We start from the raw sequence: 11785 nt of genomic DNA on the forward strand, positions 1-11785 counted from the left end.
CGCGTAGGGATCGTGCGAGGGTTGCGAGGGCTCCCGGTGCTGCTCCTCACGACCACCGAGGTGTCGTTGATCTCATCGACCGCGATCGCCGACCCGGCGGCTCCATCATCGGCCGCCGGCGGCGATCGCGTGGTCACGCCCACGCGCGTGTGGCGGAGCCCGACCCGGCGCAAGACCCGATCCATGTCTCCCTCGGCGAGGTCCGCCTGGCACCAGCGCACGCGGCCTCCGACGGACCCGTGGTCTACCGGAACGGGTGCCACGTCTACACACGCGCCGGCACCTCCGCGTTCTGCACCGCGAGTCGCTGCCGTCCGGTCACGAGCACGCACGTCCTGCGCTGGCGGGACCGGTCGCACATGTCGGTGACGTTCTCCCGGCTGCTGTCCTCACGGGTCCGGTTGATGATCCGATCGGCGATGGCGGGCCGGCTCAGCGGGTGACGGTGAAGGTCGCTGTGAAGACCTTCGTCGTCGAGCCGGACACGGCGACGACCGTCAGGGTGTGCTTGCCTGTCGAGAGCGTGGCCGTGCTGAAGGGGTTGGCCCGGCCGTTCCCCGCGGTACCCGCGAGGTCGAACGGAGCGGTGTTCTCGGTGTGGTACGCCGCCCTCGTCCGTCCCGTGTCGTCGATGTAGAAGCGCACGGTCTTCGCGCCGGAGGCCTGGGCCACGACATAGATCGAGCCCTTGACCGTGCGCCCGTTGAGGGCGACCGCTCCGGTGCGCGAGCTGGACGTGCTCACGACGAGGCTCACGGCGCCGATCGACGCGGGGCTCGAGGAGTTAGCCGCCGCCGAGCTCGACGACTTGGCGGGAGAGCTGGAGGAGGCGGCGGGCGGGCTGGACGATCCCGGTGGAGGGCTCGAGGCAGGGGGAGCGGCCGTCGACGAGGGAGGCGGCGCCGGGGGCGAGGAGCTGAGCGACGACGGTGGGCTGGACGGAGGAGCCGCCGATGACGTGGCCGGAGCGCTCGGACCGGGGTCGGACGATGACGCGCCACCGGGGCCGGCCGCGGAGGAGGCGTCGGTCGGGGAGTCCGACAGGGCACCCGTGGGGGAGCTGCTCACCGAAGATCCCCCAGCGGATGAGGAGGAGACGTCCGAGGCCGTGGAGCTCGGCTGCCCCGACGGGAGCGGTGAGGGACCGAGCGCGGCCGCGGGGTCCCCGAACGCCTGCACGTACGCCGCTGCCGCGAGCGGGAAGTGCCCGGTGTCGATGACGTGGTCGCCGTCCGCTGGCGCTCGGTCGAAATAGATCTCGAACGCGACGTCGTGGCTGGCGAACCAGGCGGCCATCTGCTGGACGTAGTAGGGATCGTCCCCACCCTCGCCCCCGTTGGCCATCGACGCTCCTGGGCCGACGAGACCCCATTCCCCGAAGGTCAGCGGCTTGCCGTGCGAAGCGGCGAAGGCGGCCCACAGCTGAAGACCTTGCGGGTACGTCCCGCCGGGGTCGACCAGGTAGGCCCACCGCTGCTGCGGCGTCTGGTTCGGCACGCCCCAGTGGAAGTCGTAGACGTCGACGCCGACGCTGTCGACGTAGGCGTCCCCCGGATAGGCGGTCCGCGCGTCCCAGGTGACGACGTCGTCGTTGACGTTCCAGTCGAAGGAGAAAGCGGCCCCGGGCACCGATCGCATCGCGGTCACGGCGTGCTGCCAATATGCGATGTACGACGTCGGGTCGGACCGTGCCGCCCACGGGTACCAGTTGCCGTTGAACTCGTGGCCGAGCCGGATCACGGCGTTGCCGAGACCGGCGCCGACGAGCCGGGTCGCGAGGGTGACGAAGTGGCTGTCGTAGGCGCCGGTCGCGCCCTCGGCCAGGGTCGGGGTCGGGTCACCGGGGTCGCCGGTGGTCGGCAGCATGGGGACGGTGATCACGACCACACCCTTGTAGGGGTTCGTCGTCCACGGGACCAGCCAGAGGTCTGGCGCCTCGATGCTCGACCAGGAGTCGTCGCCCAGGTAGGTGCCGACCGCCTGCACCGGCTTGCCCCGCCAGGTCGCGAACGCGTCGACGCACCCTGGGTCGGAGCTGGAGCAGTAGACGCCGGAGCGGGTGCCCGAGGAGGCTGCGGCCGGGGCGGACGCGGTCGTCGCCCAGAGGCCGGCCGCCACCAGCGCCGAGAGAACGGCGGCCACGAAGGCGGCCCCGATCCGGGACCGCACGGCGAGCCTCTTCGCAGCTTCGCGAGCCATCCGGACCCCCATCCGTAGGCGCTGCCGAGCACCGCAGGGGCCGATCCGGGGAAGCGCGAGGCGACCGGCCGAGGGCCGGGCTCGCAGTCACGGCGTGGTGATGCGAGCCTAGGGCCGTGGGAGCCCTCGTGGACAGCAGGCGGGTCACGCGCGTCGACGCGTCTGGCCCGATCCGGTCGGTGGAGCGCCCGGACACCCTTGCCGTGGAGGCGCCGCTCACGCTGCGCGTCGGTGGCGATGTGGTCACCACGACGATGCGCACGCCCGGGCACGACCTGGACCTCGCGCTGGGCTGGCTGGTCGCCGAGGGGGCGGTGCGTCACCCCGAGGACGTCGTCACCGCCGTGGCCTGCGACGCGAGCACCGTCGAGGTCACCCTCGCGCCGGGCGTCGCGCCGCCGCGGCCCCGGCTCGTTCTGACCTCGAGCGCGTGCGGGGTGTGCGGAAGTGACGCCGTCGACGACGTGGCCGGCCGGCTGCCGGCCCTGCCACCAGGTCCGGCCGTCGACGCCGCCGTGCTGGTCGGGCTCCCCGACCGCCTGCGGGTGGCGCAGGCTGCCTTCGGGCGTACCGGCGGTGTGCACGCAGCCGGGCTGTTCACCCTGGCCGGCGATGCCGTCTGCGTGCGCGAGGACGTCGGCCGGCACAACGCGGTCGACAAGGTCGTGGGTTGGGCGCTGCGGGAGGGGCTGTTACCCGCGCGCGCCTATGTGCTGCAGGTGAGCGGTCGTGCCTCCTTCGAGCTGACCCAGAAGGCGGCGATGGCCGGTGTGGCCGCGCTGGCGGCGGTCAGCGCCCCCTCGACGCTGGCGGTGGACGTCGCCCGAGCCGCCGGCCTGGTCCTCGCCGGCTTCGTCCGCGGGTCCTCGATGAATGTCTACGCCGGTGCCGAGCGGGTGCGCTGCGACTGACCCCAGGTGAGGCTCAGCCGGCGACCGAGGAGGGCCGCGCGCCCGGGGAGCGGGACGGCAGCAGGGGGGCGCACGTCTTCATCGCCTTCGCGACGGTCGGGTCCGTGCTCTTCAGCGAGCGCAACGCGCCGAACCCGGTCCCGGTGGCGGTGACGCCGTGGTCCTTCAGGCAGGACAGGTACGCCGAGAGTGCGGTGGCGAGCGCCCCGCTCGGCGCGGCGAACGAGGGCCGCAGCGAGGCGCACGCCTTCGTCGCCGACGCCCAGGCGCTAGGGGCGACGCCGGATGGCGCGGTCGAGCCGAAGAAGCCGCCGCCGAAGCCGGGACGGAAGCCGGACGGCCGCACCCCGGAGGGGAAGGCGCTGGGGCGTGGCCCGGAGGGGAAGCCACCTGCGCGCGGGCCGCGCGAGGGGAGGGTGACCCCGTGCTGGGTCAGGCAGCCCGTGTAGGCCTGGAAGGCGGCACCGAACTGGCCACGCGAAGCGCTTGCGCTGCTCGACGCGGCACCGGAGGCGCTACCGGCGGCCGTCGAGGACCCTCCGGAGCCGCACGCGGCCAGCACGACCGCGGCCACGAGGACGGCCGGGACGACCGCGAGCCAGCCGCGCACCAGGCGGCCTCGGGCAGGGGTGCTTGTCGCGGGTCGGGGTCCCGTCATGGCGGTGAGGGAAGCCGGTCAGACCGGGTGTTCGCTGTGTCCGACCTGGGTGTCACCTGGGAAGACGGCGTCGGCTCGGTCACCTCCGCCGCCGGCGCCGCTTCGGCCACCGCCGGGATGCGGAAGGAGAACGTCGTCCCGCGGCCGAGAACGCTGGAGGCGCCGACCTGGCCGCCGTGCGCCTCCACCACCGCCGAGACGATGGACAGGCCCAGCCCGCTGCCTCCCCGGGTACGGGCCGAGTCGCCCCGGTAGAAGCGCTCGAAGACGCGGCCCAGCTGCTCCGGGTCCAGCCCGGGCCCGTCGTCGGTGACGTCGACCTGGACCCAGGCCACCGGGGGCGAGCCACCGGCCTCGGGGACGGTCCGGGTCAGCCGCACGTCCACCCGCGTGCCGGGCGGGCAGTGCTGCCGGGCGTTGGTGAGCAGGTTGGCCAGCACCTGGTGCAGCCGGTCGGCGTCCCCGAGGACGATGGCCTCCTCGGTCTCCTCGCGCAGCGCGTACGTGCGCTGTGGGTCGGCCGTCCGGGCGTCCTCGACCGCCTCGGCGGCGAGGTGGGCCAGGTCGACCGGCTGGCTGCGCAGCGGGCGCTGCTGGTCCAGCCGAGCGAGCAGGAGAAGGTCGTCGACGAGCAGGCCCATCCGCTTGGACTCGGTCTCGATCCGGTCCAGCGCGCGAGCCTGCTCCTCGGGGTCGTGCACCGCGCCCTGGCGGAAGAGCTCCGCGTAGCCGCGGATGGTGGTGAGGGGGGTCCGCAGCTCGTGGCTGGCGTCGGCGACGAAGCGGCGCAGCCGCGACTCCGATGCCTCGCGGTCGCGGAAGGCCGCCTCGATCTGGTGCAGCATCCCGTTGAGGGAGGTCGAGAGGCGGCCCACCTCGGTTCCCGGCGGCCCCGGCGGCACGCGTCGGGTCAGGTCTCCCGCCGCGATGGCCTCCGCGGTCACCTCGACGTCCTCGAGCGGGCGCAGACCCGCCCGTACGACGAGGGTCCCGAGCAGTCCGACCAGCAGCAGGACCACGAACCCAACGACCGTGATCAGCGCCGCGAGCCGGCGCACCGTCGAGTCCACGCTGGACAGGGAAACCGCCAGCACGACTGAGTCCCCGGAGCCGTCGTTGAGCGCCCTGGCCCGCGCCCGGTAGTGCGGTCGGCCCGTGGTCGACGGGATCTCCACGATGGCGCCGTCGAGCTGGGCGACCCGCTGCGCGGTGAACGAGGAGACGTCCGGCGTGCTCCCGTCCTGCGAGGTGGTCGCCGGTGCCATCGCGACGACGTTGCCGTCGGCGTCGACGATGGTCTGCACGAAGGGGGTGGGGAGCTGGCGCGAGCCGGTGGGCGGCTGGCCGAACCCGCCCGACGGGGAGAACGCCCCGAAACGGCCAGGCAGGCGGCTCAGCTGGTCGTCCACGCGGTCGACGAGGTAGCCGCGCAGCAGCACCACCGCCGCGAAGCCGACCGCGACGATCGCGAGCGCCGCGAGCAGCAGCAGGCCGGCCACCAGGCGGCGCCGCAGCGACCACTGCCGGACGTCGACGAGGTGGGCGAGGGCGGACATGGCTCAGCGCGGCAGACGAAGGGAGTAGCCGACCCCGCGCAACGTGTGGATCAGCGGTGGGTCCCAGCGGTCGATCTTCTTGCGCAGGTAGGAGATGTAGTTCTCCACGATGCCGGCGTCCCCGCCGAAGTCGTAGCGCCACACGTGGTCGAGTATCTGCGCCTTGGACAGCACGCGCCCGGCGTTGAGCATGAGGTAGCGCAGGAGCGCGAACTCGGTGGGGGAGAGCTCGACCAGCTCGCCGGCGCGACGTACCTCGTGCCGGTCCTCGTCCAGCTCCAGGTCCGCGAAGCGCAGGACGTCGTCGGTGTCCTCCTCCGCCGGCTGCACGCGGCGCAGGACGGCCCGGATGCGCGCGACGACCTCCTCCAGGCTGAACGGCTTGGTGACGTAGTCGTCGCCGCCGAGCGTCAGCCCGTTGATCTTGTCCTCCGTGGCGTCCCGCGCGGTGAGGAAGAGGACGCCCACGCGCCGCCCGTCCGCGCGGATGCGTCGGCACACCTCGTAGCCGTCGAGGTCGGGCAGCATCACGTCGAGCACGAGCAGGTCCGGCTGGTAGTCCCGCGCCAGGTCGAGCGCCTGGCGGCCGGTCCCCGCCGTGCGTACGTCGAACCCGACGAAACGCAGCCCCGTCGTCAGCAGGTCGGCGATGTAGGGCTCGTCGTCGACGACGAGCAGCCTGGCCTCGGGCGGGTCAGCCACCGGTGCCTCCCGCGCGGGCACCGAAGCCGCCCCCGAACCCCCCGCCCTGGGTGACCGACGTCGCGGTGACCGTGCCGTCGCTGCCCGTCTGCCCGACCACGACGACGGTCGTCCCGGGGGGCAGGTCGGCCAGGGTCCCGCGCTTGGTGACCGTGACGGTCGCGCCCTTGGCCAAGGTCACCTTCACCGTCGCCCCGGAGGTAGCAGTGAGATAGACGTTGTCGCCGTCGACGAGCTTCACGGTTCCGATGGTCGCACCGCCGAATCCGCCCGCGCCGCCACCGAACCCGCCGCCGCCCGCGCCACCGGTGCCGCCGCCGAGGCCCTCCGAGCGAGTCGCGTTGCGCGCCGCCGCGAAGGCGCCGGCCGCGCTGCTCCCGGCACCGCCCGAGCGGGAGTGCGTGTAGTGGTAGCCGCCGGCGACGTACCCGACGGCCAGCAGGATCGCCCCGACCAGGCCCGCCGTGACCCACGGGATCCGGGCGTGTGGGGCACGGTCGGCAAGGAGACGCGACAGCTCGTCGTCGGAGGACACCGCGTCGACCGGGCCGGCGTCGGCCGGGCCGGTGCCCTCGGTCGGCTCACTGTTGGCGGGCCCGGTGCCCTGGCCCGGCTTCGCCTCGGCCGGCCGCGACCAGGGGTCGGCTCCGACCAGGTCGTCGGCGAGCGAACGGTCCTCGGGGGTGTCGTCGCGTCGGGGCATGGGTGACCTCACTCGTAGCGCAGGGCGTCGATCGGACGCATCGAGGCTGCCCGGGAGGCCGGGTAGCTGCCGAAGAACAGGCCGATGGCGACCGAGACGCCGAAGGCCAGCAGGATGGAGGAGGGGACGACGACCGGGTCGACGCCGACGATGCGGAAGGTCGAGCCGATCAGGCCGACCAGGACGCCCAGCGCACCCCCGATGACCGACAGCAGCGTAGCCTCGATGAGGAACTGCCCGAGGATGGCCCGGCGGGGGGCTCCGATCGCCTTGCGGATGCCGATCTCTCGGGTCCGCTCGGCCACTGTGACCAGCATGATGTTCGTGATCCCGATGCCGCCGACGAGCAGGCTGATCGCCGCGACGGCGCCGAGCAGCACGGTGAAGACCCGGTTGTTGCTCGCCGACGTGGCGAGCAGCGAGGCCTGGTTGAGGACCTGGTAGTCGCGGCTGGTCGAGCTCGTGATCTTGTGACGAGCGTCCATGACAGTCTGGATCTCGCTCTGCGCCGCGTTGACCGCCTTCGACGACTTGGCCTCCACGACGATCTGGGAGAGCGCCCCGTAGCCGGCGAGGGAGTTCTGCACGGTGCTCAGCGGCGCGACCGCGGTGTCGTCGGCGTCGAGGAAGCCGCTCGTGCCCTTGGTCTTCAGGACCCCCACGACGTCGAAGGGCACCCCGCCGCAGGTGATGGTCTGGCCGACGGGGTCGACCGTGCCGAAGAGGTCGTCGACGACCGTCTGGCCGAGCACGATCGTGCGCCGGCCGTCCACGACGTCGTCGTCGCTGATGTAGGTCCCACTGGAGACGGGACTGTTCGACGCCTCGAAGTAGGCCGGCCACGTGCCGACCACGGTCGTGGTGTGGCTCGTGCCGGCGTACGCGCACGATGCCTGGGTCTGCACGACCGGCGCGACGCTCTTGATGTCTGGCGCCTGGTCCGGGTCGGCGAGGGCGAGGGCGTCGTCGACGGTCAGCCGCCGGGTCGTGGCGGCCGCGCCGTTGCCGGCGTTGCCGGGGCCGAAGCGCCCGCGCTGCCCGCTGATCACGGTCAGCGAGTTGGTCCCGAGGCGGGTGAGGCTCTTCTGGATCGCCACCGAGGATCCGTTGCCGACGGCGACCAGGATGATCACGGCCGCGACCCCGATGAGGATCCCCAGCGTGGTGAGGGCGGTGCGAAGCCGGTTGGCGTTGAGCCCCAGCAGGGCGAAGCGCAGCGTCTCGCGCAGGCTCATGCGGGCACCGCCGCCCGCTCGTCGGAGACGATCAGCCCGTCGCGCATCCGCACCACGCGTTCGGCGTGGGCCGCCACCTCGGCCTCGTGCGTGATGATCACCACGGTCCGGTTCTCGCCGTGCAGGGCGTCGAGCAGGGCCAGGACCTCGGCCGAGGAGTGCGTGTCCAGCGCGCCCGTCGGCTCGTCGGCGAGAAGGAGCGAGGGTCTGGTCACCAGCGCCCGGGCGATGGCGACCCGCTGCTGCTGGCCGCCGGAGAGCTGGGTGGGCTCGTGGTCCATCCGGTCGGCGAGCCCGACCCGCGTGAGCGCCTCGACCGCCAGCGATCGCCGCTCGTGCGGCTTGACCCCGCGGTAGGCCAGCGGCATCTCGACGTTGGCCAGCGCCGAGGTGCGCGGGATCAGGTTGAAGGCCTGGAAGACGAAACCGATCTTGCGGTTGCGCACGAGCGAGAGCTGGTCGTCGGACAGCCCCCCGACGTCGATGCCGTCCAGGTGGTACGAGCCGGCCGTCGGCGCGTCCAGGCACCCGACGATGTTCATCAGCGTCGACTTGCCCGACCCGGAGGCGCCCATGACGGCGACGTACTCGCCGCGCCGGATGGTGAGGTCGAGTCCTGCGAGCGCGTGCACGCTCGCCTCGCCCATCCCGTAGACCTTGGTGAGGTCGCGCAAGGCGACCACCGGGGCCCGGGTCGGGGTCGCTGTCCCCGGCCGCTGTGTCACCGGTTGCTCCGGGTGCCCGTCCCGCCGAACCCGCCACTCACGCCGCCGCCCAGCCCGCCCGGCACCCCGCCGAACGGGAAGCCGTTGCTCCCGGTCGTGGTCGTCGTCGCGATGACGACCTGGTCGCCCTGTTGGATCCCGGTCCCGGAGATCTCGGTCGTGGTGTCGCCCTTGAGGCCGACGGTCACCGCGACGGTGTGGGTGGCGCCGCTCGCGGACGTCACCGTGACCGTGCTGCGCCCGCCGAGGGAGGTCACCGCCGCCGAGGGGACGTACAGGACGTTGGTCGCCTGGTCCGCCGTCACGGTGACCGTCGTCGACTGTCCGGCGCGGACCCCAGCGGGGACCCTGAGCAGGTCGAGGGTGACCGTGTACGACGTCACGCCGTTGGACGTCGTCGGCAGCGGCGCGATGGAGGTGACCACGGCGTTCGCGGTCACCCCGGTGAGCGCGTCGAAGGAGATGCTCGCGCCGGCGCCGCGGTGGACGGATGCCGTGTCCGCCTCGGAGAAGTCGGCCTGCACCTGCAGCTGCGAGACGCCGGTGATGACGACGAACCCGGACACCGAGCTCGACGAGCTGCTCGCCGCGGCGCTGGACCCGGTGCTGGAGCCGGAGGACTCACCGACCCGGCCGGACACCGACGCGACGACGCCGGAGGCGGGAGCCCGCAGCACGGTCTCGGCGAGCGCCCGGCGGGCAGCGGTCACCTGCGCCTCGGCAGCCTTGACCTGCTCCTCGGCCGCGATCAGCTGGTCCGCCGACGAGGGCTGCGTCGCCGCGGCGTTCTCGCGCTGGGTCGCGGCGTAGGAGTCCTGCGCGCTCGTCAGCTGCGCCTCGGCGTCAGACAGGGACTTGGAGTCGCGCAGCAGGTTCTGCCGGCGGGTCAGCTCGGCCGAGCTGAGCTGGTTCCTCGCCTGGGAGGTCGCCTGCTTCGCCGCCGTGCAGGCCGCGGAGGAGCCGCCGGCGCAGGCGCTGGTCTGGGCGCTGAGCGCCTGGTCGTACGCCGTTCGCGCCTGCGTGACGCTGGCGTCGTAGCCCTGCTTGGCCAGCGCGTTGGACTGCCTGGTGAAGGTCACGGTGCGCTGGGCGCTGGCGACCTGCTGGCTCGCGTTGGTCAGGTTGCTGGCGGCCTGGGCCTGCTGGGCGGGCGTCTGCACCCCCTCGACGCTCGCCAGCTGGCTGCGCGCGCTGGCGAGGGAACCGGTGGCGGAGGCGAGCTGCTGGCGGGCGCTCAGGTCGTCGATCGTGGCCAGGGCCTCGCCCCGGCGTACGTGGTCCCCGACCGCGACGTACACCGCGGTCACGGTGCCGTTGGTCTCGAACGAGGCACCGACGTCACCGGGGCTGATGACCGTGCCGGTGGCGGCCACGGTGGCGACGACCGTGCCCCGCTCCACGGTGGCCGTTCGCCCGCTCACGCTCGTCGATCCCGAGGCGAGGGTGGTCCACCCGACGATGGCCACCCCCGCGAGGATGAGCACCAGCACGCCGTTGACCAGCAGATTCCGACGTCGACGCGACATGGGGCGCCACGGTGCGCGGCCAGCCTGGGAAGGGGCTGGGAGTCACCTGGGAGGGGGCTTTCCGAGGCCTCGGGGTGGCGCCCTTCGTTTCCGGTTCTCGTTTCCGGTTCGGCGTGTCGCGGCCTGTCGGTTCGACTCGGGGCAGGTCGTGAGCGACCCTGGACGGACGTCGTCCGGCGGGACGGCCGTGGATCGTGTCCGGAGTCACAGGCCTTCGCACGAACTTTTTCCGGCGGCCGTTCGTCCTACGGGGGACAACGAGGAGGTGCCCGCGCATGACCGCGCTACGCGGCTACGGGATGAACAGCCACAGCTACGAGTCCGACGAGAACGTCACCGGCGTTCCCGCGTGCTCGCAGACCTACCACTGCCCGGCGGGGCACGTCACGCACCTCAACTTCGCCGAGGAGGCGGAGGAGATCCCCAACGTCTGGGACTGCCCGAAGTGCGGGCGGGTCGCGCACCGCGACGAGACCGCGGCGCGCCGCGCGTCGCAGACCGAGGACCTCAGCGCCCCGACGCCCTCGCCGCGCACGCTGGCGGCGGGCAAGACGCACTGGGAGATGCTCCTCGAGCGCCGCTCGGTCAACGAGCTGGAGACCCTGCTCGCCGAGCGCCTCGAGCACTTCCGGGCCCTCTGAGCGAGCGGCCGCCGCGCGTGGCTGCGGGCGACGGCGCTGATGCCGGTCGGGACGGCGTACCCGACGCTGCCTTCGATGCCCACGCTGGCTTCGATGCCCACCCGGTGCTGCCGGACGTGACGCGCGACGAGAGCGACGAGGGCTGGGGGGAGTCCCCCGAGGCCGACGACCTCGAGCGCTACCTGCGGGAGCGTCCCCCGCACCACGAGTAGTCGTGGTCAGCGGGAGAGGTTGTCCCGGATCTGCTTGAGAACGTCCAGCTCGCTCTCGGTCGCGGCCTCCTCGGTGACGCGCCGCTCACGCATCTTGTTCATCGGGACGACGAAGATGAAGTAGACGACGGCTGCGACCAGCACGAAGGTGATCACGGCGTTGAGGAACTCGCCGAACTGCAGGTACTGGCCGTCGCTGATCTTCACCGAGCCGCCGGTGATGCCACCGCCGAGGATCGTGTTGATGATCGGCTTGATGAAGTCGTTCGTGAACGCGGTGATGAGCGCGGTGAACGCGGCGCCGATGACGAAGGCGACCGCCAGGTCGATGACGTTGCCGCGCAGGATGAAGTCGCGGAACCCCTTGAGTACGTTGTTCATGACGGCCCTTCCAGGTCGGGGCAAGATCCTCTCGGGACGCTAGCGAAGCCGATCCGTCCTGGCCAGCGGACTGGCGAGCCGACGGGCGGTCAGCCGTCGAGCAGGACCGACAGCGGGCCGAGCGCTGACGCGGCGGCCAAGGCGAGCCCCTCGTCGCGGGTGACGTCGAGGACGACCAGCGCACCGGTCGAGCCCGATGCCGGGTCCAGCAGGCTGCCGGAGCCGCCGGCCACGACGGTGATCACGCGCGCGTGCGCGACGACCTGGGCGTGGGGCAGCGAGGACGCCGTCCCGGCCGCGAGCACGACGTCGACCGTGTCGCCGGTGCGCAGCAGG

The 11785-nt window shown here is 72.8% G+C and carries 14 protein-coding genes; 4 read left to right on the top strand and 10 right to left on the bottom strand.

Translation table 11 applies throughout. The features are described 5' to 3' along the window. Positions 1-149: 149 nt before the first annotated feature. Positions 150-443 carry a hypothetical protein gene (locus VMI11_11250; protein ID HTY72984.1) on the top strand — a complete coding sequence of 98 codons (294 nt, stop codon included), beginning with the start codon at positions 150-152 and terminating at the stop codon, positions 441-443. On the opposite strand, the gene VMI11_11255 is transcribed toward VMI11_11250, so the two are convergent. Continuing rightward, a complete protein-coding gene (locus VMI11_11255) occupies positions 433-2169 on the bottom strand; it encodes a glycosyl hydrolase (GenBank protein ID HTY72985.1) in 1737 nt (578 codons plus the stop codon). The genes VMI11_11250 and VMI11_11255 overlap by 11 nt on opposite strands. Positions 2170-2315: 146 nt before the next feature. On the opposite strand from VMI11_11255, the gene fdhD reads away from it, so the two are divergent. Next, positions 2316-3110, top strand: a complete 795-nt coding sequence (fdhD, locus tag VMI11_11260; GenBank protein HTY72986.1) for a formate dehydrogenase accessory sulfurtransferase FdhD — start codon at positions 2316-2318, stop codon at positions 3108-3110. Positions 3111-3123: 13 nt separating this feature from the next. On the opposite strand, the gene VMI11_11265 is transcribed toward fdhD, so the two are convergent. From VMI11_11265 to VMI11_11295, 7 genes are all read right to left on the bottom strand, one after another. After that, a complete protein-coding gene (locus VMI11_11265; GenBank protein ID HTY72987.1) occupies positions 3124-3768 on the bottom strand; it encodes a hypothetical protein in 645 nt (214 codons plus the stop codon). Further along, a complete protein-coding gene (locus VMI11_11270; protein ID HTY72988.1) occupies positions 3765-5324 on the bottom strand; it encodes a HAMP domain-containing sensor histidine kinase in 1560 nt (519 codons plus the stop codon). Before VMI11_11270 ends, VMI11_11265 begins: the two co-directional genes overlap by 4 nt. A 3-nt stretch (positions 5325-5327) precedes the next feature. After that, positions 5328-6026 (bottom strand): response regulator transcription factor, encoded by a 699-nt coding sequence (locus VMI11_11275; protein ID HTY72989.1) that lies wholly within the window; start codon positions 6024-6026, stop codon positions 5328-5330. Continuing rightward, positions 6019-6729, bottom strand: a complete 711-nt coding sequence (locus tag VMI11_11280; protein HTY72990.1) for a hypothetical protein — start codon at positions 6727-6729, stop codon at positions 6019-6021. The genes VMI11_11275 and VMI11_11280 overlap by 8 nt, the downstream gene beginning before the upstream one ends. Positions 6730-6737: 8 nt before the next feature. Then, positions 6738-7964 (bottom strand): ABC transporter permease, encoded by a 1227-nt coding sequence (locus VMI11_11285; GenBank protein HTY72991.1) that lies wholly within the window; start codon positions 7962-7964, stop codon positions 6738-6740. Further along, positions 7961-8611 carry an ABC transporter ATP-binding protein gene (locus VMI11_11290; GenBank protein ID HTY72992.1) on the bottom strand — a complete coding sequence of 217 codons (651 nt, stop codon included), beginning with the start codon at positions 8609-8611 and terminating at the stop codon, positions 7961-7963. The genes VMI11_11285 and VMI11_11290 overlap by 4 nt, the downstream gene beginning before the upstream one ends. Before the next feature lie 74 nt (positions 8612-8685). After that, positions 8686-10215 carry a biotin/lipoyl-binding protein gene (locus VMI11_11295; GenBank protein ID HTY72993.1) on the bottom strand — a complete coding sequence of 510 codons (1530 nt, stop codon included), beginning with the start codon at positions 10213-10215 and terminating at the stop codon, positions 8686-8688. Between the two features lie 275 nt (positions 10216-10490). On the opposite strand from VMI11_11295, the gene VMI11_11300 reads away from it, so the two are divergent. Then, complete coding sequence (locus tag VMI11_11300) at positions 10491-10856, top strand: RNA polymerase-binding protein RbpA (protein ID HTY72994.1); 366 nt, start codon at positions 10491-10493, stop codon at positions 10854-10856. 17 nt (positions 10857-10873) lie between these two features. Next, entirely contained in the window at positions 10874-11068 is a 195-nt protein-coding gene (locus VMI11_11305) for a hypothetical protein (protein HTY72995.1), read from the top strand. A 6-nt stretch (positions 11069-11074) separates the two neighbouring features. Here VMI11_11305 and mscL read toward each other — a convergent pair whose 3' ends face one another. Together mscL and VMI11_11315 are read right to left on the bottom strand one after the other, a co-directional pair. Continuing rightward, positions 11075-11449, bottom strand: coding sequence for a large conductance mechanosensitive channel protein MscL (mscL, locus tag VMI11_11310; GenBank protein HTY72996.1), 375 nt, complete (start codon positions 11447-11449; stop codon positions 11075-11077). 89 nt (positions 11450-11538) lie between these two features. Next, on the bottom strand, positions 11539-11785 hold a 247-nt coding region (locus VMI11_11315), incomplete at its 5' end, for a hypothetical protein (GenBank protein HTY72997.1).

Source organism: Actinomycetes bacterium (assembly GCA_035506535.1).
Taxonomy (GTDB): Bacteria; Actinomycetota; Actinomycetes; order DATJPE01; family DATJPE01; genus DATJPE01.